This window comes from Novipirellula caenicola (genome assembly GCF_039545035.1).
In the GTDB taxonomy this organism is placed as follows: Bacteria; Planctomycetota; Planctomycetia; order Pirellulales; family Pirellulaceae; genus Novipirellula; species Novipirellula caenicola.
On the sequence record NZ_BAABRO010000004.1, the window covers coordinates 328,758 to 355,045 of the forward strand.

Annotated in this window: 20 protein-coding genes; 8 read left to right on the forward strand and 12 right to left on the reverse strand. The window is 55.0% G+C overall.

Annotated features, from left to right (window positions below; translation table 11 throughout):
* Positions 1-32 precede the first annotated feature (32 nt).
* Positions 33-482: a hypothetical protein gene (locus tag ABEA92_RS10880; RefSeq protein ID WP_345683851.1), complete on the reverse strand. Its 450-nt coding sequence runs from the start codon at positions 480-482 to the stop codon at positions 33-35.
* 375 nt (positions 483-857) lie between these two features.
* Here ABEA92_RS10880 and ABEA92_RS10885 point away from each other — a divergent pair, with 375 nt between their 5' ends.
* The 5 genes from ABEA92_RS10885 (at position 858) to ABEA92_RS10905 (ending at position 9,607) form a co-directional block, all read left to right on the forward strand.
* The gene (locus ABEA92_RS10885; protein ID WP_345683852.1) at positions 858-4,679 is read left to right on the forward strand and encodes a hypothetical protein; all 3,822 of its coding nucleotides are present in this window, start codon (positions 858-860) and stop codon (positions 4,677-4,679) included.
* A 72-nt stretch (positions 4,680-4,751) separates the two neighbouring features.
* The gene (locus tag ABEA92_RS10890; RefSeq protein WP_345683853.1) at positions 4,752-5,435 is read left to right on the forward strand and encodes a PspA/IM30 family protein; all 684 of its coding nucleotides are present in this window, start codon (positions 4,752-4,754) and stop codon (positions 5,433-5,435) included.
* Positions 5,432-5,761, forward strand: a complete 330-nt coding sequence (locus ABEA92_RS10895; RefSeq protein ID WP_345683854.1) for a hypothetical protein — start codon at positions 5,432-5,434, stop codon at positions 5,759-5,761. Before ABEA92_RS10890 ends, ABEA92_RS10895 begins: the two co-directional genes overlap by 4 nt.
* Positions 5,762-6,041: 280 nt before the next feature.
* Positions 6,042-8,264 carry a sensor histidine kinase gene (locus ABEA92_RS10900; protein ID WP_345683855.1) on the forward strand — a complete coding sequence of 741 codons (2,223 nt, stop codon included), beginning with the start codon at positions 6,042-6,044 and terminating at the stop codon, positions 8,262-8,264.
* The gene (locus ABEA92_RS10905) at positions 8,261-9,607 is read left to right on the forward strand and encodes a sigma-54-dependent transcriptional regulator (protein ID WP_345683856.1); all 1,347 of its coding nucleotides are present in this window, start codon (positions 8,261-8,263) and stop codon (positions 9,605-9,607) included. Before ABEA92_RS10900 ends, ABEA92_RS10905 begins: the two co-directional genes overlap by 4 nt.
* Positions 9,608-9,869: 262 nt before the next feature.
* Here the strand turns inward: ABEA92_RS10905 and ABEA92_RS10910 are convergent, their stop codons facing one another.
* The 3 genes from ABEA92_RS10910 to ABEA92_RS10920 all read right to left on the reverse strand — a co-directional run bounded on the left by ABEA92_RS10910 (position 9,870) and on the right by ABEA92_RS10920 (position 14,366).
* A complete protein-coding gene (locus tag ABEA92_RS10910) occupies positions 9,870-11,180 on the reverse strand; it encodes an outer membrane protein assembly factor BamB family protein (RefSeq protein WP_345683857.1) in 1,311 nt (436 codons plus the stop codon).
* A 118-nt stretch (positions 11,181-11,298) separates the two neighbouring features.
* Positions 11,299-13,017 carry an SHD1 domain-containing protein gene (locus ABEA92_RS10915; protein ID WP_345683858.1) on the reverse strand — a complete coding sequence of 573 codons (1,719 nt, stop codon included), beginning with the start codon at positions 13,015-13,017 and terminating at the stop codon, positions 11,299-11,301.
* A gap of 65 nt (positions 13,018-13,082) precedes the next feature.
* A complete protein-coding gene (locus ABEA92_RS10920; RefSeq protein WP_345683859.1) occupies positions 13,083-14,366 on the reverse strand; it encodes a PQQ-binding-like beta-propeller repeat protein in 1,284 nt (427 codons plus the stop codon).
* Between the two features lie 209 nt (positions 14,367-14,575).
* Here ABEA92_RS10920 and ABEA92_RS10925 point away from each other — a divergent pair, with 209 nt between their 5' ends.
* Positions 14,576-15,064: a Crp/Fnr family transcriptional regulator gene (locus tag ABEA92_RS10925; protein WP_345683860.1), complete on the forward strand. Its 489-nt coding sequence runs from the start codon at positions 14,576-14,578 to the stop codon at positions 15,062-15,064.
* Between the two features lie 38 nt (positions 15,065-15,102).
* On the opposite strand, the gene ABEA92_RS10930 is transcribed toward ABEA92_RS10925, so the two are convergent.
* Positions 15,103-16,089: an aldo/keto reductase gene (locus tag ABEA92_RS10930; protein WP_345683861.1), complete on the reverse strand. Its 987-nt coding sequence runs from the start codon at positions 16,087-16,089 to the stop codon at positions 15,103-15,105.
* A gap of 215 nt (positions 16,090-16,304) precedes the next feature.
* On the opposite strand from ABEA92_RS10930, the gene ABEA92_RS10935 reads away from it, so the two are divergent.
* Entirely contained in the window at positions 16,305-17,234 is a 930-nt protein-coding gene (locus ABEA92_RS10935; RefSeq protein WP_345683862.1) for a glycosyltransferase family 2 protein, read from the forward strand.
* A 454-nt stretch (positions 17,235-17,688) separates the two neighbouring features.
* Here the strand turns inward: ABEA92_RS10935 and ABEA92_RS10940 are convergent, their stop codons facing one another.
* The 5 genes from ABEA92_RS10940 to rpsL form a co-directional block, all read right to left on the reverse strand.
* Positions 17,689-17,922, reverse strand: a complete 234-nt coding sequence (locus ABEA92_RS10940) for a carbon storage regulator (protein ID WP_345683863.1) — start codon at positions 17,920-17,922, stop codon at positions 17,689-17,691.
* Positions 17,923-18,342: 420 nt separating this feature from the next.
* Positions 18,343-19,365, reverse strand: a complete 1,023-nt coding sequence (mtnA, locus tag ABEA92_RS10945; protein WP_345683864.1) for an S-methyl-5-thioribose-1-phosphate isomerase — start codon at positions 19,363-19,365, stop codon at positions 18,343-18,345.
* 36 nt (positions 19,366-19,401) lie between these two features.
* Complete coding sequence (gene fusA, locus ABEA92_RS10950) at positions 19,402-21,495, reverse strand: elongation factor G (protein ID WP_345683865.1); 2,094 nt, start codon at positions 21,493-21,495, stop codon at positions 19,402-19,404.
* Positions 21,496-21,684: 189 nt separating this feature from the next.
* Entirely contained in the window at positions 21,685-22,155 is a 471-nt protein-coding gene (gene rpsG / locus ABEA92_RS10955; protein WP_339936314.1) for a 30S ribosomal protein S7, read from the reverse strand.
* Between the two features lie 125 nt (positions 22,156-22,280).
* Positions 22,281-22,646, reverse strand: coding sequence for a 30S ribosomal protein S12 (gene rpsL / locus ABEA92_RS10960; protein ID WP_008708955.1), 366 nt, complete (start codon positions 22,644-22,646; stop codon positions 22,281-22,283).
* A 340-nt stretch (positions 22,647-22,986) separates the two neighbouring features.
* On the opposite strand from rpsL, the gene ABEA92_RS10965 reads away from it, so the two are divergent.
* The gene (locus tag ABEA92_RS10965; RefSeq protein ID WP_345683866.1) at positions 22,987-24,132 is read left to right on the forward strand and encodes a hypothetical protein; all 1,146 of its coding nucleotides are present in this window, start codon (positions 22,987-22,989) and stop codon (positions 24,130-24,132) included.
* A 100-nt stretch (positions 24,133-24,232) separates the two neighbouring features.
* On the opposite strand, the gene ABEA92_RS10970 is transcribed toward ABEA92_RS10965, so the two are convergent.
* Positions 24,233-24,742 (reverse strand): GNAT family N-acetyltransferase, encoded by a 510-nt coding sequence (locus ABEA92_RS10970; protein ID WP_345683867.1) that lies wholly within the window; start codon positions 24,740-24,742, stop codon positions 24,233-24,235.
* A gap of 18 nt (positions 24,743-24,760) precedes the next feature.
* The gene (aroE, locus tag ABEA92_RS10975) at positions 24,761-26,251 is read right to left on the reverse strand and encodes a shikimate dehydrogenase (protein WP_345683868.1); all 1,491 of its coding nucleotides are present in this window, start codon (positions 26,249-26,251) and stop codon (positions 24,761-24,763) included.
* Positions 26,252-26,288 lie beyond the last annotated feature (37 nt).

Sequence of the window (26,288 nt, forward strand, 5' to 3'; positions counted from 1 at the left end):
GTAGCACTTGGCCATGGGCATCAGCCCATGGTCTACTTTCCTGCCACCAGGGCGAAACCAATCAAAACGATCACGAGCCCCCAAAAGACGGTAAAGATTGCACCACAGCCGATCCCAATTCCTGCATGCACGCTCCCTTTGATCGCAGGGTTGCGTTTCCTCGCTCGCAATCCTTGGACCCCAAGGACGAACGCGGCGATACCAATCGGAAATCCAATCAATGGCAATCCACTTAGGATCCCCAAGTAATACGCGATCAACGCCTTCGGATTCTTGTACGGGATCACACCGCCGGTTGCGTCACCCTCGTCGACGCGTGCTGCGTGCGTTAGGTGGACCGGAGTAGACGAGATGTCGCTTGGTGCCGCATACGGCGATGCGTGGGAGGCACTCGGCTGCGTTCTCGCTCCGCAAGCAGGACAGTACGCTAAGTTGGTTGCAATTTCTTGCTTGCAGGATGGGCACAGTGACATGGCGGACATCGAATCACGGGTGGGACGACAGTACGAAAAGCGGTGGCAATTAACCTATGCGTCGCGTTGTTACACGTCAATTGTCCGGGACGTCCATTTTTGTATTTCATCATCGTGCTCGCCTCGGTTGATCGGAAACGATTAACCCTGCTATTCGTCTAACCCTGCTATTCGTCGAATCTTGGGCAACTCCAAACGCAGTCAGATGACTGCGATCTAACTGCAGTCGATCCACTGCACTTTCGTTGATCGCGACGAAACCGATTCCGCCTAAGTCCAACCCTGCAAACGGGATACGACTTTCCCCAGCGGCATGGCATGGGGTTTGTTTAAGGAGGAGAGAGCACAACGATTTTCCTTCCTTCACTTGGGCGGACTCAGGCCATGTCAGAAGCAAACTTTCACACGATCGATTCCTCGTTTCCCGCGTCCAGCGGTGGGGATGCGTTCCAAAATGAACCGGTGATACTGGCTCGCGAAGCACGCAACCAACCATCGTTCCTGGAAAATTTCTTTAACCGCTTCTTTCAAGAAAAGAACATCAAGTGGATGCTCGTCATGGGCGCCGCGATCGTCTTCGGTTCCTCCTTGATGCTGGTCACCAAGGCGTGGCCTGATTGGACGCTGACGCTTAAGTACCTGACAATCTTGGCCTACACTGGCTTCGTTTTTGTCGCTGGCAATGTTGCTCGCAAGCGTTTGCAACTCAACGCGACCTACCGAGTCCTGTACGCGTTGACGCTGTTGCTGCTGCCGGTCTGTTTCCTTGCGTTGACGTGGTTGTCACCGGGGACGGCGATGCAAGAAGGTTGGCAAGTGGTCGAGTTTGCGATGTTATTGTTGCCAGCCACGGGGTTGTTGTGGTTTGCATCGAGTCGCATTCTAGACCATTTCTTGCGAGGTCGCCAAACCACATTCTTGATCAGCTTCTGTGCATTGTGTGTCGCTGGAGCCCTACCAAGCGTGTCATCGCCAATGGCTGCCATGTTGTTCACCGCCGCATGTTGGTTGGTGTTCACCGCGGGCGTGATGAAGGTCAATCGCCATACATTTTGGTTAGCCGAAACTCATCAACTGCCTCGCATCTTTGGCTTTCTGCCGATCGTGATGCTGGGGCTGCAATTTGTCGTCTTGGTAGGAACCAAGACCGTTACGGCGATCCCCATCCAGTGGATCGGGCTGGGATGTGTGATGGTATCCGCAACGGTGCTATTGACCACCCGCACGGTGGCAAACGTGTATCGTCAACGAACCGGTGATCTCGTCCGTCCGTTGCCTTGGTCAATCATCACGCCACTGTTTTGCGGATTGATTCTGACGGTTCTTGGCGTTGGGTTGTCGTTCTACGGTTTTTCCTATGTTGGTGATACATCGTACGCGGTGATCCCCACATCGATCCTTGCCGCCGTGCTGATGGGGGCGGCCGCAAAAGACACTCGCCATAGCGGATTCGTATGGATCAGTCTCGTTTTCGCGACCATTGCCTACCAGTGCTGCCCCACGCTGTTTGCCGACATTGTGCACACGCTTCGCAGCACCACCGCTGAAGCGCTGAAACAAGAGCGAGTGCCGATCACGCTATACGGAATCACCTACTTGCCGCTGCTCGGGTTGCTGACCGCCGCGAGCTATCGTTTTCGCAAGCTCGGACAGATCGAATTCTGTAAACCGATTCAGCACTTTGTGACCTTGGTCGCGGTGTTCTTGTGTGCGATTGCGATTAGCGACATGGTGTGGATGTCGTTTGCATCACCGTTTTGGGTCTCGTTGGCCAACACGATCGCCTTCTTGGTGTTCGCCGTAGCGTTTGCGGACCGCCGCTATGTGATCATTTCGCTCGGCTGTGCGATGGTCAGTGGTGTCGCAGCGATCCCGGCACTGAACGGGATGCAGTGGATCGACGTATCGCCGATTTGGATCCCCACGCTGATGGCCGCGGCGGCATCGATGATGACGGCAACGCGTATTCCAGATGCGATTTTGAACCGTATTCCTGTATCCGGCTCAGGTTCGTTGATGGTCCAACGATCCGATGGCAGCGATCGCAATTTGACGCAAGTCTTGGGCTGCTTTCTGGCCGCGATCGTCTCCTTCGTATGGGCTTGCGAAACGATCCTTCATTTCGTCGAACCGATGACACAGGCATCGCTGATGACGTTTGGCTTTTTGATGGCCGCGTTTGCGTTGTACACATTGCGAAATCCCCAGTACCACTCGGGACTTTGTGTCTGGAGTTTGACCAGCTATGCGGCGGTACGTTGGGCGGCAGGCTTTGGAATCTCGGTCGCCGATGGTTTGATGTACACGACGTACCTTTCGATTGGCGTTTCCACGGCCGCTTACCTCTTCATGCGGGCGACTCGATCGATTTCCAAGGCGACGTCAATCGCGGCACTGCGAAACACGCTTGGTTTTGATTCCGAGCGGTTCACAACGGTTTCCGTTTCCCTCTCCTCTTCGACTGGCTGGATGCGACGGGCACAAGCTTTTGTTGTGCCAATTTTTGACCTGAGTTTTGTTGCCCTGTCGTGTCTAGTCGTTGCAGTCCACATCCCGCTGTTGCTGAAAACTCACTTGCTGTTGCTAGGTGAACCGGCGGCGGCATTGGGATCGATCGGGATGTCGACAGTGTTGGTTAGCTTGTGGTTATTGGCGGTCGCCGTGATTCAACGCAGCCGATTGGCGTCGGGATTGGCATGCATGATCTTGCCACTGGTTGCGTCCGCGGTGCTGATTTCATCAGGACTGAGTTTCCCGCTAGTTGCATTGCCAGTGATGTGGGCAGTGGTGCAAGTCGTGTTGTGGATGTCGGCCTGCTACATTGCCAGCGGCGATGCACCTTCTCCCGTGGCCTCGGTGATCCAAGGGGTCAGTGTCGTGTGGCTGTTCGCGTTGCTGGTGATTTCCTGCATGTCGTTTGACATCACGGCACGGATTGTCGGTTTGATCACCTTACCCGTGTTATGGATGCAATTCCGCGAACACCAGCAGCGAACGACTTCAGCCTTGGTGGCGATCGTCGCCAACATCCATGTCTTGCTCGCCGCAGCGACGATCGCAGGGTGCCGTGGTTGGGTGCTACCCAGCATGCTGAACGGATCGATCGCAATTGCATTGCCGTTTGTCTTCGTGACGGCCGCGATCAGTGCCCTGCTGTTCGACCGATCTCATCAGAAACTCGATTCGAGTCCCTGTCGTGATTGGGCGATGGCGTTACGAGTGGGGATGGGCATTCTCACCTTGTTGTCGTTCACCGACATGCACTTTGACGTCACCCAAATCGTGGCAATGACGCTCGGGTTTGCAATTGTCGTGGTCGCCGAAGTGTTGCAAGCGATTCGTCGCCAACAAGAGTTCCGAGTATGGGCGGCTTGTATGGTCGCCGCAACATTGGCGTTGTTTTTGTTCTCTCAGGGGGTGATCACGGTTGGAGCCGGAATCAGTCAATTGGTGATGTCGGCGATCGCAATCACCGCGTTAACAATCGACCATCTTGCTGCCGCCCATCCACGTTTGCAGATCACTCGCCGTCCGATGCGGTTGATCGGGCAAACCTTGCCTGCCTTGGTCGCGGTGCTTGCAGCGGTGCGAGAGATTTCGGGCGCGTTCGATGAATCCTCAACCGCACTCAACGTGATGTCGTTGATGCTAGCCGCCGCCGTTTACTTTCAACAGTCGATTGTCAAACGCCAACGCGGCTTTGCGATCGCGGCGGCCATCATTGTCAACGTCGCACTGATGTTGCTATGGCGAGTGCTGGGATGGACCGCCCCCGAATTTTACATGGTGCCGTTTGGTTTGTCGGTGCTGGGCGGGGTGGAGTTACTCAAACGCGAACTGCCTGCCTCATCACACGATCCGCTGCGTTACATCGGTGCCCTGATCATCTTGGTCTCGCCGCTCTTCGACATCCTCGGAGGCAGCTGGGGACACATGTTCACGCTGATGGTACTGAGCGTATTGGTGATCCTGACGGCGATCGGCTTGCGACTTCGCTCACTGATGTACGCCGGATCCGCATTCTTGCTGGCCGACCTTGTCGCCATGGTGATTCGATCGACGATGGATCACCCCAGTTTGTTGTGGATCTGTGGCGTCGCATTAGGTGCTGCCGTGATCGCGTTAGCAGCGTTTTGCGAAAACCATCGCGAGAAACTGATCACGCGAATCCGCATCCTGTCGGCTGAATTGGCGACTTGGAACTAATGGGCGATCGTAGTGGACGCCCTCGCACTCACTTTTGTTTTTGTTTCTCAATCTCCTAAAAAGGAAATCATCATGAACTGGTTAAGTCAATTTAGTTTGGTCATGCGTTCGAGCGTCACGTCACTGAAAGAAAAAATCGAAGATCCCGAGCGGATGTTGCATCAGTTGGTGATCGACATGGAAGAGGAGCTCGACCGCATTCGCGCGAGCGTTGCCGAGGCGGTGGCCGATGAAATCCAAATGCGACGACGCGCCGAACGAGAGCGTGCGGATGTCGATGTCTGGATGCAGCGTGCCAGCACCGCGATGAAACGAGGCGACGAGTCGGCTGCGAAATCGGCCCTCGCGCAGAAGATGGCGGCGGCCGAACGTGCAGATCGCTACAGCGGCGACCACGAGCGGCAGCGGACCGAAGTCGAAAAATTGCAAAAGAGTGTCCGCGATTTGGAAGACAAAATCCGCCAAGCCAAACAGAAGAAAACTCTGTTGGCCGCGCGGATGGCACGAGCCTCGTCGGCGCAAAAGATCAACGCGACGCTCGATCGATCGCACCGCCAATCCGCATTCGCTCAATTCAATCGATTCGAAGAAAAAGTGGACCGCGAAGAAGCGATGAGCGAAGCGTGGGAGCGAATGGATGGCAAGGATCCTAATGCCGACGAATTGCAACGACAATTTGAGCGACAAGAACGCGAAGAACGAGTCGCCGCTGAATTGGAAGCGCTGAAACACCAAGTTTCCGCCGAAAAACCATGATCGGGACGATCAGAAAACTCGGCACTGCGTTTTGGAGCCTTGTGGTGGGATGGTATCGCGTGGATCGGATCCGCGTTTCTCCCACCGCAGGCCGATTGCTCTCGCTAAAAGTAGGCGATCGGGTGGTGCTGAAAGGCGAACTATTCAAGGTGATGCAGCGACAAATCGGCGATGCTGCCGACCAGGTGACGTACCTCCTAAATCACCCCGACGGGGATGCGGTGTTACAGATCACTCGCAATGGCCGTGACTTCGACGGGAAAGCCGAACTGCGGCATTTGGACCAATGCGATGAGGTCGCCGAGGATGAGTTGGTGGTGCTTTGAAAGTGAGTCGGACCGCCGCGACCGTGCTGAATTCGAGGTATGATTAAGCTAGTGCTTCGACCAGCATTAAAGTTTGCGTTAGCCGTTTTGGCCAACGCGGTGCTCAATCTAAATTTGATATCCAGCGATTTGACTGTAGTGGACGAGGCAACGAATCCTCGCAACTAGCCGAGCGTAATGGACTCGTGGCCTCGTCGGCTACCTAAAAGTCGGACCTGGATGCAGCACTAATCATCACTCGCCGCTCGTTTTCCGTTTGTTCTTCGGTTCGCTATCGCCCATGTTGCCTCAAATCGAGCTGTTTTGTATCGGATTTGCGGCGGTCGTGGACACCGTATTGCTGTTGATCGTATTGGAGCGGATCAACCGACCGCTGACGGCGATCTGGCTGAAATGGGCGTTGGCCGGAGCGACGTTGTGGCATATCGGTGCGTTTCTACATACGTTGCTGCGGGACACGACGGGCACCACGGCAACGGCCGTCGATGCGATGTGCATGACCACGATGGCGCTGGGGATGCTGCTACTGAATTGCAGCATCTTGCACGCTGGACTAAGGATCAATCATACCGGAGGCGAGGCTCGGCCGCGTCTGAATCGCCGTTACATCGCAGTCTACTTGCCCGTGTTGTTGATCCTCCCGATTGCGACCGGGATCGTGCACAGTGGAACGCGTGATTTCATTGAATCGACGCGTCCTTATCACATGCCGTTTCTAATTTGGTTGACCGCAGCCAATTTGACGGCGTCATGGATGTTCATCAAAAACCGCAGTCGGCTTGAACAAGTCGCTCGCGGGGCCAGTTCATTTTTGGTCAAGTTCTCGGTCGGATTGATCACGGTCACAGGTTTGGTCGGCGTCTATCTGCTGGTCGCTCAGAAAACACGTTTCGAGCCTCCGTTCCGCTTGTTAACGAATCTGTCACCACTGGCACCCACGTTGGTTTTTGCATGGTACCTAGTGCGACGACGCTTGCTGCCAATGGTGTTCGAGCGGACGCTTGTTTACGGCGCGATTCTGCTGGCGATCTTTTATCTCCATCGTTTGACGATCTCGCCAATGATGAGTTCGATCAGCCGCGAGTTTCACTTCGATTTCGTCGTGCTCGAAACGCTGATCGTGGTCGCGCTTGTATTGGCGTATCAACCGCTGAGAAGTCGATTTCGCGAAGGGCTGCGGTACTTTGTCGGACTGGATGTGGTCAAAGTCCGTGACGCTGCCCGTCAATTGTCGGTCGAACTGTCACGACGCGCCGACGACGAGATCGAATCGTTGTCCGATTGGTTTACCGAACGAATCTTGCAGACATTTAATTTACGATTCGCAAAGTTGTGTTTTATCGAGAAGACGTCTTCGTCCGACCACGACGAACCGAAACCGATGCACGAAGCCAACTCGATCATCAAGGTCGCGAACGAGCAAACACGTGACATCATTTGCGAGCGACTTGCCGTCGAGGAAGTGCTGACGCTGTGTGGCAAGATTGACGATTGCCCCGACCGCTGGATCGAATGCTCCGGAGACCATGAATCCGATGTTTGCGATTGGATGCGTGACGCCGATTTGACAGCCGTGTTCCGAGTCCACTATCGCGATGTCGACGGTTATTTGATGCTCGGGTCGCTACGCACCGGCGAACTGCTGTCGGACGAACAACTCAGTACGATTTCACTATTAGTGGATCAATTTGCCGCGACCATCCAAAATCGGATCCTCGAACAAGCTCGTCAATCGGCCGAACGGCGGGCGGTGCAACAAGAGAAATTGTCGACGCTGGGATTGATGGCAGGTTCGCTGGCTCACGAATTAAAAAACCCACTCTCTTCGATTCGCACGATCGCAACGCTATTGAAAGAAGACTTGGCCCCGCAAAGCGGTTCCCAACGCGACATTGATCTGATTGTCTCGGAAATTGACCGGCTGACCTCGACGACGCAGCGGTTGCTTGATTTTTCCAAGCCGAGCGATTCACAGCATGTCGGAGTGAAACCGGACGTGGTGATCGAGCGGTTGCTGTCGATTCTCGGGCATTTGGCTCGGCAACATGGCGTGGCGCTGTCGACCGACTTGCAGTTGGGGACGGCAAGGATCGAGTCCACCGATGCAGGGTTCAGCGAAATCATGTTCAACTTGATCAAAAATGCGATCGAAGCGGTGCGGGGAATGCCCGATGGCGAAGTGAGGATTACGACGCGGCTCGGGTCCGGCGACACGCCAACGGATGCCGATTCAAGTCCGCCAACGCCCGATTTCGCTCGGATCGAGGTCGCCGACAACGGGCCGGGAATTGACCGTGAGGTCCAATCGCACTTGTTTGAACCGTTTGTAACAGGAAAAACCGACGGAACGGGGCTTGGGCTTTATTTGGTAGGCCAACGCGTAAAAGAATTATCAGGAAAAATCGCGCACGAAAGCGATTCGACGGGCTCTACGTTTATCGTGCAACTACCCCTTGCGACAACCGAAAATGACCTCGCGATTCCGCAGGCGGATTTGACATGAAAATTTTGGTCGTGGATGACGAACCGGCGGCTCGCTATGCGATGACCAAGACGCTGCGTGCCGAAGGACGACAAGTGCTGGAAGCCGACAATGGCGAGACCGCGCTTGACCTGATTCGCACGCAGGCCCCCGATCTGGTCTTTTTGGATTTAAACATGCCCACCCACGATGGCATGTTTGTGCTGCAGTCGCTGCAACAAGATACCGCTACGATGATGCCCGAGATCATTGTCGTGACCGCCAACAACGAAGTCAGCTTAGCTGTCCAGTGCGTTCATCTAGGCGCGACCGACTTTGTCACCAAACCGTATGATGTCCAGCACATTCGTTCGATGGCCGCACGTTCGCAGCAACGGGTTGTCTTGCAACAAAAAGTGCATGAATTGGAAAACGGCAGCGAATCAGTGCAGTTCGGCCAACTGCTTGGCACCAGCCGGCCGATGCGAACGCTGTTTACGCAAATCGAAAAGGCAGCCAAAACCTCGCTGCCAGTGTTGATTCGCGGTGAAAGCGGCACAGGGAAAGAGTTGGTCGCTCGAGAACTGCACGCTCGAAGCGATCGAGCGAGCAAGCCATTCATTGCCGTGAACACCGCCGCGATCGCGGCGTCACTTGCTGAAAGCGAACTGTTTGGACACGTCAAAGGCGCGTTTACCGGTGCCGATCACAATCGCGATGGCGTGTTCCGCCAGGCGGACGGCGGCACGTTGTTTTTAGACGAGATTGGCGACATGCCAGCGGCGGTGCAAACGCGGCTGTTGCGAGTGTTGCAGGAGGGGATTGTACAACCGGTTGGCACCGAGCAAGGAGTCAAGGTCGATGTTCGCGTGATCAGTGCGACACATCAAAACCTCGAAGCGGCAATCGAAGACAAAGTGTTTCGCCAAGATTTGTATTTCCGGCTAAAGGGAATCGAATTGTTCATTCCTCCGCTGCGGTCGAGACAGGAAGATATCCTGCTATTAGCGAACCGGTTTCTGCCAGCGGATGTGACAATCTCGGACGAAGCGATCACGGCACTACTGCAACACGTGTGGCCGGGGAATGTGCGTGAACTGCAACAATTGGTGCATGCGTCCGCTGCGTTGTGCGAAGAGAATCGAGTGACGCGATGCGATCTTGGTCTGAGCCTCGATCGCGGAGCCGAGGACGAAGTTCCGTTTGAACGGTACCTGGATCTGCCGTTGACCGAAGCGCGAACCCGGCTGGTCGAAGATTTCGAGCGACTGGCGATCCTGAGGGCGTTGGACGCCGAATCACATAACGTCAGTGCGGCGGCGAGACGTCTGGGGATTCATCGCCAAAGTCTTCAGCAAAAAATGAAATCGTTAGAGATTCAATGAACGTGGGATTGGCTCTGCCGGAAAACGCATCCGAGGCGGAAACGCGGTAGCGAAATTCGTCAACGGCTTGTTGATTTAGTGAAGTTTCCTGCGGCAAGGGTCGTATGATGGACTTTCTAGTCCGTCAATGATGTATTCGACGGACTAGGAAGTCCGTCGTACGACTAAATCAACAAGCCGCAAAAAATTTCGATCTCCAAGGGCTGATGCCGTGCTGCCGAAAGTCTTGACGACTTCCGCTACGACGGTTTTCGGACATAGCCTAGGGCGTCTCGGATCCTAGGCACACCAATTGTTCGTGACGTTTGGTGCCTTTGTCGACTCCGATCCGCAAGAATATTTGGCTATCGGCCACCGCGGGGCTCGCGTAGGTATCGTCGCCAAGCTTGTTGGTGGAGATCAATTTGAAAGAGTCGTTTTCATTTTTGAAGACAAATGTTTTGCCAGCTAAATTGGAAACGTAAACAACGTCGTTACAAACGATTGGCGAGGCACTAAAGTTGCCACCTAAACGTTCTCGCCACACCACGTCTCCCGAATCAGCGTCCCAACAATAGGCCACCCCATCGTCGCTGACGGCGAACAAACGATTGTTGTTGATCACCAGCGAGGGTTCGTAGACTTTGGTGCGAACGGACCAAAGCTTTTCTCCATCGGCGGAAAGACAGACAGTTTCTTTATCGGGATAGCCGCCACTGGCATAGATTCGGTCTCCGGATGTGATCACGGTACCGCATGTCGCTTCGGCGGTGCCGCGTGTGCTCCACCGTTTTTCGCCGGTGGCCGGATCAAAGCTGGCCACCGCGTCACAGCCGCTGATCAACAATTGATCACGGCCGCCGACGTTGGCAACCGTGGGACTCGAATAGCTGCTGAGATTGCCGCGAGCCACTCGCCAAGCGATCTCGCCGGTTTCGCCATCGACCGCGGCCAAATAGCCGCCGCCCATATTGTCAGCCGCAAAAATCACCAACGACTTGTAGAGGACTGGCGACGGTGCATAACCAAACTTGGAAACAAACTTGCCAATTTCACGTTGCCAAACGATGTTGCCATCCAGATCCAGTGCGGTGGCAATGATCGCGTCGTTATTGAGAAACGCGGTATAGAGCCGGACGCCGTCACATGCCAAGGTGCCGTTGGCGTGCGTCGCTTTGTGGTGCACCGCTCGTTCCGATGGAAATCCGCCAGTGTGAACATCGGTAGTCCATTTGGGCTGGCCCGTCGCACGATCAAAGGCAAGCACTTGTTGTTTTTGTTGGTCTTGGATTGCGGTAGCCAAATAGATCGAATCTGCGACAACGATCGGCGAACTGTGCCCGCGCCCCGGCACCTTGGTCCGCCAGAGGACATTTTCCTCTTCGCCCCACTGCGTCAACAACGGTTGATCCGGAACGACGCCATCACGCTGCGGCCCACGCCATGCTGGCCACAGTAGTTTCGTCTCGTCCACAGCAACGTCGACGACTTTGACGTTCGATTTTTCCGGAGAAATTTCCTCGACCGGATTTTTACGACCACAGCCACCGACCAGCAGCAGCGGAATCAGCGTCAGCAATAAAACGCGTTTCATGGAGTTAATCCCAATCGATTCGAATTCGGCAATCAGGCTTTCGACAACCCTGTTTATACTCGAACTTGGCATTCAACAGTACGTGCAGCTTCACCCCGGATTGCCGCAAGTCAACGGGTTAGGGTTCGAACGGGTTTTTGACTGCGGCGCGCTGTTGCTGCAGCTCGCGAAGGAAATCCTTGTCCGCTTCGCTTAAGCTGACGATCGGCACGGTGACTTCGCGGTTGTCCGCGCGTTTTAGGACCACGCTTGCCCCTTCGACACGAAGCAAGATCGCATCGACCTTGAATCGGCCGCTTGCATCCGACCACGTGCGTGATTGTGTGGCCAGTGTTGCCGCCGCGGTGGCCGCAGGCTTATTGGGCTGCGGAAGATCCTCCGGGGCCAGTTGAATTTTGCGACGAGCCACCGTGATCTTGCGATTGCCACCACCGCGAAGTTCAACACGGACTTGGCCGTCCGTCAGGATTTCTTCGATGGTTGCAGGTTTCCAGAATGGGCCATGCTCGTTGACTTGCACGATTTGCCCCACGTACAGCGTCGTCAACAAATTGACTTCGCGTTTGGTATCATCCACCACGCCGCTTCGATCGTAGGCCGATTTCAGGCTTGCGATTCGCTTGTACTCGGCATCCCAACGCAACATCGCGGAATGGGCCGCTTTGCGTAGCTTGTCATCGTCGCTATCGACCAACGGCCTCATCGCCGCGACGATCTGCGGATCGGGATCGGACAAATTCTTTTTGGCCAGTTCACCGAGCGTTTGGATTTGACGTGCCGCGTCGTTGGACGCCAGCGACGCGAGTGCATCCGCTTTTTGTGCTTCGGTCAGCGGAGCTTCGGCTTCGGCCTTGGCTTTGGCGGCCGCCATCGCGCGTTCTTCGGCCACTCTTTTTGCCTCGGCTTCGATCGCATCGATTTCCTGCTGCGATAGCCGCTCGTACTTCATCGAGATCGGCAACGTCGTGGTTGAATTTTTGCTTTTGACGATCAGCTTGTATTTGAAATCGATTCCCGCCGGCATGTTGACCGATTTATCGAACGACCAAGTTCCCGAGCCGGACATTTCATAGGCGACACCATCTTCGGTTTCCGGCATCTTCAACTCGTAGTCCTTTTTGAAGACCAGCAAGTCGTCTTGTTGCCGTTGAAGCTGGAAGCTTGTCTTTTCAACCGCCGAGCGTGTGGTGTCATTGTCGGTCCTGCGGCCAAATGGATCGATGCCGCCTGGACCGAAACCACCGGGGCCAAAACCACCAGGCCCGAACCGATCTTGACGATCCTTTTGTGTCACCGCGATCCCCGAGTCGAACTGCCATTCCCTTTCCTCTGTCTCCGGCAGCGGTTCAAAGGGGATCAGCGAGACATTGCCTAACAGGAAGGGCAACTGAGAATCGCGAACCAATTTGATCACTTCGCCTCGCGATGACAGCGTGATCTGGTTGGTCGTTTGCGTTTTGCCGGCAAAGGCGGGTCGCGAAAAGGGACTGGGAATCGACGGCGGGAACGACCGGAAACCAAACGGACCTCGTCTGCCGCGATCAACGTTCTTGTAGCTTTTCGATTCTGACAATCCGCCCCGATAGGTCAGTTGAATTTGGTCCTTGTTCCGGCTTTCGACCTCGTACTTCGTAATCCCTTTGTAATGCGTCGTTTCACTTCCGCCATCGACGCTGATCTCGAAACGATAGGCGAACTTAGTTCCAGGATCGGGTTGGTAACGAAGCGTTTGGGCCGAGACCAGCGGTGACGCAAAGCCAAGTGCAAACAAAGCGAAAACGGGCAGCATGCCATGAGCATGGCTTCGCAGGTCCAAAATCATCAAAACGTCCTTCAAGGCATCTCGGGTATCAAAAAGAACAGCGAGGGGGGAACACGAGCAGCCCTGATTCTAACCGCTTTTTACTGCGAGATTCGGTAAAGTGCGTCTGCCGTGCGAAGTAAAACCGAATCTTCAAAAACGCCCAATGATGCCAGCGTGCGTTCTTCGATTGGATTGGTCGCTAGCACCTCGAACTCGCGACCGGCGCGGACGACCGTGGTGACACCTTCTTCGCTGGTGAAATAAATGCGGTCGCCGGACATCAACAACGACGCGGAAAAATTGCCACCGATTCGTTTGCGATAAACAATCTCGCCCGTGTCGGCTTCGGCGCACATCGCGATCCCATCGTCGCTGACCCAATAGATCAATCCGTCAGCGGCAACCATCGAGGGTGTCTTTGAAACACTCTTGTTCGAACGCCACTGGATATGCGTATCGGTAACGATTCCTGTGCCGGTCGGACGAATCGCCAACAATTTGCTGCTGTCATAGCTGGTCGAAACAAAGACAAGTCCGCGATGAAAGATGGGTTTTGGGATCACCGAATAGCCATCGTAGCGAACGTCCCAAATCACTTCGCCCGTGTTGGGGTTCAAGGCAAAAACACAATCGCTGCCAGGCGCGATCACTTGTTTTTGGCCATCGACTTCGATCAACGTCGGGGTTGCAAATGAAAAGGTACGAATCGCAAAGATCAATCGCAGTGTCTGCCATGCAAGTTCACCGGTGTCGGCATCCAGCGCAACAATCTTGGGGTCTTTGTCACCGTCACAGGTAAAGATCAATTTGTTATTGACCAAGATGGGTGATCCGCCATTGCCATGCTGAGGACTGAAGTACAGATCACGATTGGTCCACAAAACCTCGCCCTGCTTGCTCACGCAGGCGGTGCCTTGGTAACCAAAGTGAACGAAGATCCGGTCGCCGTCGATGATCGGCGTGGGGCTGGCATGACTGTTCTTGGAATGAATCTTGGGGGATCGATCTTTGGTTTGTGACATCACCGGAATCGTCTTCAACAACTTGCCGGTGGCGGCGTCGATCGCCAACAGCGAAAGCGAAAACTCCTTCGCCGCTGCTTCGGATGGTTTGCCGGATTCACTGGGGATCGCCGTGGTGACATAAATGCGTCCGTCATCACAAACGGGGCTGGACCAACCTTTGCCTGGTAATTCGGTACGCCAATCAATGTTCTTATCCGACGACCACTGCAGCGGCAACTCGGCGCCGGATCGCACCACCCCGTCGCCGTCTGGCCCACGAAACGCCGGCCATGCATCGTCGCCACGGGCGTTGACGCAAGAACACGAAATCGCAATGCAAGCAGACAAAATGACCAGGGTACGTGATGCGATGATCATGGCGATTCCAAGTAAAAATCAAGTAAGCCAAGTAAGTCGAACGTGTGGATTTGGATTGTAGTCTCGCCCGCTGTAATCATGCCAGCATGGGCCGAGCGACCGCAAAGCCAACATTTTACTTGTCGCGGCGACGAAAGTGCTACAATCGAAGTACATCTTCCGCTCCGCACGGTCGATCGGATCCGACTCTCTTTTCTCGAGCAAACTCGATGAATGAACATCAAGCAAAAATGCTTCGCCAGATGGCCGTGTTTGGAGGATTGAAAAATGAGTCGTTGGATTTGATTCTGGGCGAATCTCATCGATTGGTGTTGGCAGCAGGCGACTATTTCTTTCACGAAGGCGATCCAGGTGAATCACTGTACGTGATCGAAGCCGGCACCGTTGTGATCCAGCGAAATTGGAAACACGAACCGATCATGCTGGGGCGACTCGCGAGCGGCGATTGCTTTGGTGAAATGTCGTTAATCGATTTTCAGCCACGGTCCGCTGCGGCGCAAGCGGAATGCAATTGCGAAACGATTGAGATCCCACGCACCGTGCTGCAATCGCTGTATCGAATGGACGTTGAACAATATGCAATGATCATGATGAACCTGGGACGCGAAGTCAGCCGGCGGTTGCGAATCGCCGACGACTGCCTGTTTCAATTACAGCAGGATCATGGCGTCGAAACCCCGTTTGCCGGCACGGTTTGAGAAGCGTCGCCTCTCGCTCTACGGTTACTTTCCTGCGATTACTTTCCTGCGTACCAAATGCCGCGACGCCAATTGTGTCGCCGCAGACGCGTGATCGCCTCGTCTGGCAAATCACGCAGCTGGCTCGTTCGCGTGTTCTGATGGACCTGCTTGACCGTTCGCATGCCTGCCACCACCGTGCTCACCTCGGGTCGCGCGAGCACAAATTTCAGTGCCACATCGGCCATCGAGTAATCGTCGGACAACCCCAACGCGTCCATATCCGCGCGAATCTCTGCGACGCGATCCGCAGTTCGCTGCATCCGGTCGCCGGCGAAATATCGACTGCGAAAATCGTCTTCGCCGAAAACATGATCGCCCGCGTATTTGCCCGACAGCGACCCTTCGTCCAAGGCGACTCGGACGATCACGCCAGTGCCGGTTTCGGCAGCGACGGGCAAGATCTGAGCGGCAGCGTCCTGGTTAAACAGATTGAAAATCACCTGAACGACGTCGACCAATCCATTTCGCATTAACTGCACGACACAATCCTGGTCGTGTTCGGGAGTGCTGACGCCGATCAGATTGATCTTGCCCTCGTCTCGCAATTGACGCAGCACCAACAACGGTTGAGGATCGTCGTTCCAGCCGCGCGTCCAGGTATGCAGCTGCAGCAGATCGATTCGCTCGACCCCGAGGTTCGTCAAACGCTGGTGCAGATTGTCTCGTAAATAGGCTGCCGAGTAGCGGTCTTGCCAACGGCAATAAGGACTTGGCGGCCAGGGCCCCGCTGCGGGTGGCGTTTTGGTCGCAACAAAAATCTGTTCGCTGCGATCCCGAAGCACCTTGGCGATCAGCATCTCACTGTGGCCGTCACCATAGCCAGCCGCCGTATCGATGAAGTTGACTCCGCGATCGATCGCAGCATGCAACGTTTGCAAAGAGTCCTCATCGTTTTGTGGTCCCCACTCTCCCCCAATCGCCCAAGCACCAAAGCCAATCTCAGAAACCTTCGAGCCATCGGGGGGTAGCAATCGCGTATGCATAAGGGTGCTTGAGTTCGTGGATTAGGTTGGGTTTGTCGATTGGTGAATCAGTGCAGAGTCGGACGATGCTTGCTTTGCATCTTTCTTGGTCTGTTCAGCCGAAGATCTCATCTTCTGACGCTGGTTCTACCGAAAACTAGCTAGGACGGCGAGTCGGTCGTCGTATTGTCTTGAAAGCCGGCGTGCATGCCAGCATTCTTTCTTGAGGTGGTTCGGTGCCAAATATTTCTCCGATCCCGCGGCTTACGATTGTGGTCCCGGTGACGGAAGACCTTCAGTCTTTCGAAACCAGTTTGATCAGTGTTTTAGAACATCAGCCCAGCGGCTGTGAAGTGATTGTTGCTCACGACGGGACTTACGAAGACCCGTTCGAATTGGGTGACGAAGTTCGCTTTGTGTCCGCTGACTCGGCTGATCTGATTGAACTGATCTCCGCAAGCGCTTCGGAAGCCCGCGGGCGATTTGTCCATGTCTTAAGTGGCGGCTTTAAGGCAACAGAAGGATGGGTTGATGCCGCCCTGGAAAAATTCGAACATCACGATGTCGCAGCAATCGCGGCGGTGGTTCGACACGAACAAACAGGACGGATTGTCGGAGCCGGTTGGTTCGACAGTGCAACCCGTCTTTGCCAGCCCGCTGGGGCATCGCAAACGAAATTGAGCCGACACGAGATCGCGAAGACCGATGGCGTCTTTGTCGAAGCCTCGTTCTGGCGACGCGAATCACTGCGAAACGTTTGTCATTGCTATCGCGGCAGCAATTTGCTGGAATTTTCTTACACCAGCGGCTTGGCGTTATCCCAGGCCGGTTGGCGATGCGTGACCGCAGAACAATGTAACTTGATTGCTGAGCATGACCACACCGCATGGAACGACGCATCGCTGCGACGTGGCAAGCGTTTGTGGGCGATTCGCCAAACCGCGTGCAAGGATCGCAGCGGGTTCCGCGACGGAATGCGTGGAATGCTAGCGAATCTTGGCCGACCTTCACGTCTGCTTGAATCGATCGGGATGATGACCGGTGGTTCGGCAATGGCCGAGATGAAACGACGCGTGCATATCGACGAAGTGAAATCGATTGATGAATGTGAAGCGGTCCTGCCGCTTCCCAATCGTTCGTTTACCGCTTCGCGACGCGCTGCGTAATTCGCTGCTGGCAACGGGAGCACGAAAAATTTCGTCTCCAGCTTCGACGCGATTCTCGATACGTCCCAAGCCTCGATCGATTCCAAACCTAGCTGGTTCTCGAGCCTAGCTGGTTTTCGATTTGGGGCTTACGATCTTGCCGGCTTGCAATCTCAGCGTGGGCGTCGGCAGAAAGAGCAAGATTTCCTGCTGGTGGGCATTCGATTGCCCTCAGCAGTGAGGGGAATGATGGGCCGTGATTCGGCCCGTTCATCCCACATGAAAACCAATTCGCAACTCGTTTGAATTGGACGCCCCTTCGGAACTGGATGCCCCGTCTCGTCAAAATCGGCGTACTCACTTGCCAGAAACAAAGTGAGTCTCGGCTCGCTTTCACGCGAACTGCAACTTCAACAATGAGCAATTCATCATTGAAAGTGTGCCAGCGACGTCGCATCACCGACGCCACCGCACGCTAGCAATCGGGTTTGCCAGCGACCGAGACATTTTGCTCTTCCATGATAACGGTCATCGGAGCGCTACCACGTGGCGCCACTTCTTTGCGGTCCAACTCACCACGAACGATCCGTACTTCACGTGGGGCGTCGATTCCGATGGCCACTCGATTCGCAGAGATTCGGTTGATCGTCAAAACGATGTTGTCACCGATTAGGAGTTGCTCACCTTCTTTGCGGCTTAAAACTAGCATTTTATTCTTCCCTGATTGGTAGGTTGAACTTCGTGAACGCGATTGATACACACATTTTTTGTGCCAAAATCGCCTCCATTAATCAGATAGTTTCTCTAGCGTTGCCAAACTTTAATAAAACTCAATGAATTGCGGAAAACCGCAGTCGATTAAGTTATTTTGGTGCGTTGGCGCGCTGGTTTGAAAATTATCATTATGGCTGCGGATTGACCTCAAAATCTCATCCGTCGATACCGAAATGATCCTCATGTCTCGAATTGAGACGCTGCAAATCTCATCTTTGGCTCGACAGAAGTAGTATCAGCGAGCACGTTGACAAGTCAGGTCAACGCACCAAATTCTTTTCGAAGAAAGTTCAAAAAGAGTTCATGGGTCTCCGCCCACCGCTAATGGATTGAGGGCGAATTCGCATGGTGGATGTCACCACCCAAGAAGATTCGCGAGTTTTTCGCGGCTAGGTTCCATCACAGTTCCCCGCTCGGTGATGATCGCGGTGATCAAGTCGGCTGGCGTGACGTCAAAGGCAGGGTTGATCACGTTGGCGGCGTCGGGGACGAGTTTGACGCCGTGAGGGTTGGCGACCTCATCCCGGCCGCGTTGCTCGATCGGGATCAGATCGCCGCTAGCAAGTGCCGGATCAAACGTGCTGGACGGGGCGGCGACATAAAACGGAACGCGGTGATAGCGAGCGAGTACGGCTAAGGGGTAAGTCCCGATCTTGTTTGCTGCGTCGCCGTTGGCAGCAATGCGGTCGGCGCCAACGATCACCGCGTCGATCTGACCTGACCGTAGCAGGCTTCCCGACATCGAATCGGTCAACACCGTGACTGGCACCCCCGCTTGAGACAATTCCCATGCGGTCAAGCGAGCCCCTTGCAGCAGCGGCCGTGTTTCGTCGGCAAACACCTCGATGGTGTGCCCGGCGTCATGCAGATGGTAAATCGGGGCGAGCGCCGTCCCCCACATCGACGTCGCCAAACCTCCGGCGTTACAGTGCGTTAGCACACGGTGGCAATCGCCAAGCAATTCGGCACCGTGACGCCCGATATCACGGCACATTTGACGATCTTCGTCATGAATCGCGGTGGCTTCACGCAGCAAGCGATCAGACAGCGTGTCATCGTCATCAACCGAATCGACAATTGCTTTCATACGATCAAGAGCCCAAAACAAATTGACCGCAGTAGGACGGCTTTTGGCAAGATGCTCGATCGCATCAAAGTAGCTTTGCCGCGAACGCGTCCCGTCGGCTCGACGCGCCAAACAGACCCCATAAGCAGCGGCAATCCCAATCGCGGGAGCTCCGCGAACGACCAATCGCTGGATCGCATCAAACGTCTGGTCGACGTTCTCGCATCGCAGCGTCACCAACTCGGACGGAAGTCGAGTCTGATCAATCAGATCGAGACATCCGTCGTTAAACGCAAGCGTCTGTGTCGTCATCGTAGCGGTCGATCTTCGTTAGAGAGTCGCGATGGTTTAGTATTGGAAACTCTCGGCGTCTTCCTTGGGAGCCGGCTGATAGCTAAACGGCTCCATACTGCTGCCAGCACGTCCTTGGCTGAGACTTCGCACCGCGCTGGAGTAACCGAACAGTTCCTTGAGCGGCGCGTGAGCCGTGATCACGGTCATCGCGCCGCGTGTTTCGGTCGACGCAATGATCGCTCGTCGCTGCAGCAAATCGCCGACGATTTCACCCATGTAATCCTCAGGGGTCGTGACTTCGATTCGCATCACGGGTTCAAGCAGCACGGGACCTGCAGCCTGCAGGCCTTTGTCGAATGCATCCCCCGCTGCGATGCGGAACGCGACCTCATCGCTGCCCTCTTCGTGGACCTCGGCGTCATAAGCTTCGATTTTGACGCCTGACAATGGGAATCCAGCGATCAAACCGCCGCCCTCGGCACGTTGACGCAGTTCTTCGATGGCCGCAGCGCGAACGTTGCCTTGCAGCGGACATTCCGGCGGCAATCGATCGAACACCAATACCGGCGCCGAACTATCCTCTAACGCCGAGACGCGGACCTTCAATCGTGCGAACATGTGCGACGCCCCCATTTGGCGATTGCATTGCCCCACCACATCCGATTCGCTGCTGATTGTCTCGCGATAATTCACTCGAGGCTTATAGAATTTGACGTTCAAGCCAAAATCACGCGTCAAACGATGCTGGATCACTTCCAGATGCAATTCGCCCATTCCGCTGATCAGCGTTTGCCCAAGCTCTTCGTTTTCCACCGCATGGAACGTGGGGTCTTGGCGGCGGAGCATGTCGAGCGTTTCTTCTAACTTTTTGCGGTCGCCTGTGTTTTCGGGCTCGATCGCCATCGACAAAACCGATTCCGCAAACTTGATGCTCGGCAATTCGATCGTTTCTTTCGTGTCACAAACCGTATCGCCCGTGATGGCAAACCGAGGCCCGATCACACAGCAGATATCGCCGGCGCCCACCGAATCGATTTGCCCATCACGCTCCTTCTTGCTTGCGTGAATCTGCCATAGCTGAGCAATGTTTTCTTTCTTGTCCCGATTGGGGCACTGCACGCGTGAGTTCTGTTTCAATTCGCCGCTGTAGACGCGGATCCAGTAGTTGTCACCTGTTTTGGCAGGCAAAATCTTGAACACCAACCCACAAAACGGCTCCTTCACATCCGGTTTTCGCAACAGGACTTTGTCGGGCTTCTTGGGATCGACGCCTTCGACGGGGGGCCGATCCAGTGGGCTGGGCAGGTAGTTGCCGACGCCGGTCATCAGCGGCTGAACGCCAATGCCGTGCAGTGCCGAGCCACAGAACACCGGCTGGATCGCTCGATCGATACAACCTTGGCGGAGCGTCGCTACGATCATATCGCGTGGCACGGGTTTCTCGTCCATCGCCAACATCATCGCTTCGTCGTTTAGTTCATAAACAACTTCGAGCATCTGTTCCCGCCACAGCATCGCTTCGTCGAGCAGTTCTTCGGGAATGTCGGTCTCTTTGACCGTTTTGCCTTCGGTTTCAGGATCGAATTCGAGCAGCTTCAGATCGACCAAATCAATCACGCCACGGAACGGATCGCTGGTGTGCGGTGGGCCTTGGCCAACGGGCAACTCGACGGCCACCGGACGACCGCCAAGTCGCGGACCAATGTCATTGTAGACCGCTTCAAAATTGGCTCCTTCGCGATCCATCTTGTTGATAAAGACAATTCGCGGGACGCCGTATTTATCGGCTTGTCGCCACACGGTTTCGCTTTGCGCTTCGACCCCTTCGCGTGCCGAGAACACGGTGACCGCACCGTCGAGAACACGCAGACAGCGTTCGACTTCGGCGGTAAAGTCGACGTGCCCGGGGGTGTCGAGCAAGTTGATGGAATACTGATTCCAGTTGTATTTCACACACGCACTGAAAATCGTGATCCCACGTTCTTGTTCTTCGGGATCGTCATCGGTGTCGGTGGTTCCATGATCAACCCGGCCGACTCGATGCTTCGCGCCGCTGAGATACAGCATGCGTTCGGTCACGGTCGTTTTGCCCGCATCAATATGCGCGATGATGCCGATGTTGCGAATTTTGGATATGTCGAGAGCCATCAGTCTCGTGGGGTGTTGCTAGGAAGAAGGGAAACCGGTTCGAGCTCGACGTGTTCATAGAATCGAGGTTCGCCGATGCGTCAGGTCCGTCTATTTTGATTTTGCAAAGCCTACACTAGCGCATGAAAAACCGCGACACGGTGTAAGGCACACCGGATCGCGGTCCATGAATTTCGTGGTGCGAATGCACTACCAAGCGAAGTGGGCAAATGCCTTGTTCGCGTCCGCCATGCGGTGCGTGTTTTCACGCTTGGTGTAAGCAACGCCTTCTTTCTTGTACGCCGCCAAAACTTCGTCAGCAAGTTTCAAGTGCATTGGGCGACCTTTCTTGTCGCGAACCGCAGCTAGCAACCAACGAATCGCCAAACTTTGTTGACGGCTACGGTTCACTTGCATCGGCACCTGGTAACTCGCCCCACCGACTCGCTTGCTGCGAACTTCGATGTAGGGTTTGATGTTTTCCAAAGCGGTTTCGAAGATTTCGATGGGCTCGGCGTCCGTGTTACGCTTGCCTACTTCTTCGAGTGCGTCATAGAAAACTCGCTGTGCTGTGGTCTTTTTACCATCAAGCATCAAGCAATTGATGAACTTGCCCGCAAGCATCGATCCGTGCTTCGGGTCACCTTTAAGCGAGGTGCGGCTAGCTGTGATACGTCCCATGTTTGGTTTCGGTAAGTCGGTTGGGAATCGCGGCCGACAACAACGATCGGCTGGCAAATCCGTGAAATGGATCTAAACGGTAAAATGCTCGAAGCGAGAGGGGGTTGCAGATTCAGATCCGCAAACTATTTCTTCGCACCGTAACGGCTTCGAGATTGCTTGCGGCCATCAACGCCCAATGCGTCACGCGATCCGCGGACCACTTGGTAACGAACACCCGGCAAGTCACGAACACGTCCACCACGTACCAAGACGATCGAGTGTTCTTGAAGGTTGTGACCTTCACCAGGAATATAGACGGTGACTTCTTTGCCGTTGCTCAAACGCACACGAGTGATCTTCCGAAGAGCCGAGTTCGGCTTCTTAGGGGTCATCGTACGGACCTGCAAACAAACGCCCTGCTTTTGTGGGCACTTTTCGAGCACAGGCGACTTGCTTTGGCTTTTCTTCAGCTTACGTCGCTTGCGGACGAGTTGATTGATGGTTGGCATAGAAAGTAATTGTGGATCTTTTCCGTCGGGCCTTAATTCATAACGAACGAGCAAGTATCCGTTTTGCACGAAACCTGTCAATAGCTACTCGGCGTTTGAAACACAGGAAATTTAGCTTGGAACGAAAAATGCCCTCTTAACTTTACTTCGCACGCGTCCTACCCCCGCGGACAGACCACAGGATCCACGGTTTTATGCGAAACGTGAACAGCTGTTCCGCTGTATAGAATAGCAACTAGCCCCTCTGCGTTTTTTCGCTAGATTACCTATATCTCCACGGAGGGGAGTGATCTCGAATGGCGACCGACCCTGAAATTCCCCCAAATGTGAGATAAATACGATGATGGCTTCAAACCCTGGCTGCCTGCCAAAGCGACTTGGCCTTCCCAAACGACTTTGCTCGCCCCGCTGCGCCGCGATGATCGCCGCTGCATTGATGTTCGCGCTCGTTACTGAGCAATCGGCCGAAGCCCAATTGATCCAAATTGGTCGCAGCTTTGGTGGTGGCGTCCGTGTCCGAGTCCCGTTTGTCTCGGTCGACGTTGCTCCATGGGGGGGAGGCACCCGCGTTCGCGCGCCGCTGACCTCCGTCAACACCGGTATCTATTCGGGTTCGCGCTACTACAGCCGCTATCCCGCGCCGATCTACCCCAGTTATGCCTACCCGCCCGCTTCGCCCTACGATTACAGCGTGCCGAGCTATCCCCCACGCGTCTATTCGGCTCCAAGCTATCCAAGCACACCGCCAATGGTCGGTGGCAGTTCGGTCTATGGTGACAGCTCGGTCTACGGCACTCCGCTACCAACGGCCCCGATCCAAAATAATCCGATCGCCGGTCCATCCTCGGATCGCTATGGAAGTTCAATCATCGCTTCGGCAACGCCATCGCCACTGCTCGGTGACGGCCCGGTTTCGGCAACATCGCCATCGCGGAACCCAGCCGATTTGAGCCCAACTGCGCCCGGCCCCCAAACCTTCAGCCCAGCGGAACGTGCCGCAGCCGGGACCGCATCGGATGATTTGCTTCGTCGCGCTGCGATGCAATTGCAAGCCAGTCTGGCCCGACGAGGGGGTGACAGCGATATTTGGATCGACTACCTGGGGCCCGCAGCGATTGTTCGCCAGATTGATTCTGGCGAATGGTCCAATGAAATGGCCGAGTCGCGGCTTCGCAACTACCAGGGCGTGACGTTTAACCCCGAACTTCGCTGGTTGACCGCATTGCCTGGGTTCAACGAGACGCGTCGCCAATTGGAATTTCACGTGGCCACTGCGGGTGCGAGTGCGAGTGCAAACGAGCCCTCACGCCAGCCCGAGGCCGCCGCGGAGCCTCGCAAGCCAGCCGACAACACGCTCGAATCGACCGAAATGTTGCCTCCCCCCAAGCCCAAACCCGATGCAGCTCCCAGTGGAGCGAAATCCGGCCAACCCACTCCAGCGGTGCCGATCGCCGAGCCTGATGCGAAGACCTCCGTTGGCATCTAGTGCTCGATTATTTAGTGCTCAATTGCAGCCCGGTTGCGACGAGTAGAACGTTCGAAAATTACCGGACGGCTCACGCCGCTCCGCTATAAAAACCACCCGTTTAGTGTGGGTGGCGCGGACGCAATTGGCAGAAGAACGCTTTTTTCTGGTCGGGCAGCGAGTAATCGAAGCCGCAGTTTTTGAAGAATTCTTCGGAGGAACTGATAGCCATCACCTCCATCACCCCGAGCTCGCGGGCGCGTTGGACACAGTGATCGACTAACATTCGGCCAACCCCGATGTTTCGGTACTCGTGGTGCACCGCCAAACTGAGCAGTTCGGCCAGCTTGGCACTGTAGATTTCCACGGCGGCAAAGCCGAGGCATTTTTCTTTGCCGTCATCGGTCCGCACCGCCATAAATCCATGCCGAGTCAACTCGATCACTTCGGCTTCGGTACGGGCCAACAATAAACGCTGGGCCACGTACGGCCGAAGCAGCGCGTGAATCGCTTCGGCGTCGCTTGGCATCGCTTTGCGAATCGTCACCCCCGCCAACAGCGAAGGGGGCTCGTTGTCGGGGTTCTCCGACGATGAAGGGGTATTTTGCGAAGAATCCTGCGTCACGATCACTCCTAATGCCGCGAATGCCTAATTTAATTGAACGGGGTTGGTCGCCTGTTTGATGGTATCTCGCATCAACTGCGAAGGAGCATCACGTCCGGTAAACAATTTGTACTGGTACGCTGCTTGGCGAACAAACATATCGACCCCGGTGATGATGCGGCAGCCGTGCTTTTTCGCATGCTTGATCAACAGCGTGCTTTCGGGATTGTAGACCGTATCAAAGACGACCATGAATTGATTCAGTGCCGACGCGTTGTAGGGACTGCTATCGACATCGGGATGCATTCCAATCGGCGTTCCATTGACCAACAGGTTGACCTTTTGTGAATGCCGGTCTTCCCATTCGACCACACGGCAGCCGATTTCGGTGGCCAACAGGTTGGATCGCTCGAAGGTTCGCGAAGCGATCGTGATTTCGGCTCCCCGTTGTCGCAATCCCCACGCGATGGCTCGCGACACCCCGCCGGCGCCCAGAATCATGACGGACATCCCCTGCATCGGTTTGTCGACATCCTTTCTCAGCGTCAGCACCTGCTCGATGCAATCCATCGCCGCCCGGTAATCGGTGTTGTAGCCGAGATTGTCTTTGCCCTGGAAAATCACGGTATTGACCGCTCCGATTCCATTCGCACTCGCTTCAGCTTGCGTGCAGTATTCGAGCGTCCGCTCCTTGTGAGGGATGGTGACGCTAATTCCGCTGACCCCGAGATTACGCGCATTCTGAAGAAAAATGTGCAGATCGTCGGCCGGCACACGGAACGGCAAATAGCGTGCATTGAGCCCCTGGTCGTAAAACGCGGTGTTGTGAATCAGCGGACTGTAGCTGTGGGCCACCGGATCGGCGACGACCCCGAACAACTCGGTCTCTTCGTTGATCTCTTTGTAGCGGTACAGCGTGTTCATTTCTTTCCAATTGAGCTGTCCCGGCGCCAACTTCTTGTCCGCGCTGTAGGTGGCATAGGTGAACGGCGACCCAACGCGTTCGCCTAGAATTCGGGTCACCATCCCGATTTCGCCCATGCAAATTCCGATTGTCGGACGTTTGGCGTTTTTGACCATATTCAGCATACGGATGTTGTCCGAGAAGCTGGTGGCCATCGAGGCAATTTTGACGATATCAGCGTCCTCGTCCGCCATCGCGGCAGCGAGACTTTCGAGATCGTCGGGGGTTTCAGCAAAATCGTGGTAGCTGATGATCCGTTTTGTATCGCCGTAGCGAGGGATTTGCGAAGCAATGTCAGCCTCGATATCGACGTATTCGACCCCCGCAGCAATGGCACTTCGGAGCACCATTAATCGTTCCTGCTCGCTACGCATCCAACGTCCACCGTCCTCGCGGCGACGACATGTGATCACCACAGGACCGGGGCGTTCATCAATCAAACGCTTCAAGTTGACCGCACGCCCGATGAAATCCAGCCGCAGCTCGACTAATTCAGCGCCTTGTTCGACGAGAAACTGATGTTCAGCAATCATCCGCTTGTGGCGGGCACGACCGAGGCTAACACAAATCATGAAGTTAGAAAAAACATCGAGGAAAAACGGTCCTGCA

What these genes read in the sequence shown, in the direction of transcription:
- ABEA92_RS10880 (WP_345683851.1), bottom strand. Translation starts at nt 482, where the DNA reads ATGTCCGCCATGTCACTGTGCCCATCCTGCAAGCAAGAAATTGCAACC.
- ABEA92_RS10885 (WP_345683852.1), top strand. Translation starts at nt 858, where the DNA reads ATGTCAGAAGCAAACTTTCACACGATCGATTCCTCGTTTCCCGCGTCC.
- ABEA92_RS10890 (WP_345683853.1), top strand. Translation starts at nt 4,752, where the DNA reads ATGAACTGGTTAAGTCAATTTAGTTTGGTCATGCGTTCGAGCGTCACG.
- ABEA92_RS10895 (WP_345683854.1), top strand. Translation starts at nt 5,432, where the DNA reads ATGATCGGGACGATCAGAAAACTCGGCACTGCGTTTTGGAGCCTTGTG.
- ABEA92_RS10900 (WP_345683855.1), top strand. Translation starts at nt 6,042, where the DNA reads ATGTTGCCTCAAATCGAGCTGTTTTGTATCGGATTTGCGGCGGTCGTG.
- ABEA92_RS10905 (WP_345683856.1), top strand. Translation starts at nt 8,261, where the DNA reads ATGAAAATTTTGGTCGTGGATGACGAACCGGCGGCTCGCTATGCGATG.
- ABEA92_RS10910 (WP_345683857.1), bottom strand. Translation starts at nt 11,180, where the DNA reads ATGAAACGCGTTTTATTGCTGACGCTGATTCCGCTGCTGCTGGTCGGT.
- ABEA92_RS10920 (WP_345683859.1), bottom strand. Translation starts at nt 14,366, where the DNA reads ATGATCATCGCATCACGTACCCTGGTCATTTTGTCTGCTTGCATTGCG.
- ABEA92_RS10925 (WP_345683860.1), top strand. Translation starts at nt 14,576, where the DNA reads ATGAATGAACATCAAGCAAAAATGCTTCGCCAGATGGCCGTGTTTGGA.
- ABEA92_RS10930 (WP_345683861.1), bottom strand. Translation starts at nt 16,089, where the DNA reads ATGCATACGCGATTGCTACCCCCCGATGGCTCGAAGGTTTCTGAGATT.
- ABEA92_RS10940 (WP_345683863.1), bottom strand. Translation starts at nt 17,922, where the DNA reads ATGCTAGTTTTAAGCCGCAAAGAAGGTGAGCAACTCCTAATCGGTGAC.
- mtnA (WP_345683864.1), bottom strand. Translation starts at nt 19,365, where the DNA reads ATGACGACACAGACGCTTGCGTTTAACGACGGATGTCTCGATCTGATT.
- fusA (WP_345683865.1), bottom strand. Translation starts at nt 21,495, where the DNA reads ATGGCTCTCGACATATCCAAAATTCGCAACATCGGCATCATCGCGCAT.
- rpsG (WP_339936314.1), bottom strand. Translation starts at nt 22,155, where the DNA reads ATGGGACGTATCACAGCTAGCCGCACCTCGCTTAAAGGTGACCCGAAG.
- rpsL (WP_008708955.1), bottom strand. Translation starts at nt 22,646, where the DNA reads ATGCCAACCATCAATCAACTCGTCCGCAAGCGACGTAAGCTGAAGAAA.
- ABEA92_RS10965 (WP_345683866.1), top strand. Translation starts at nt 22,987, where the DNA reads ATGATGGCTTCAAACCCTGGCTGCCTGCCAAAGCGACTTGGCCTTCCC.
- aroE (WP_345683868.1), bottom strand. Translation starts at nt 26,251, where the DNA reads ATGATTTGTGTTAGCCTCGGTCGTGCCCGCCACAAGCGGATGATTGCT.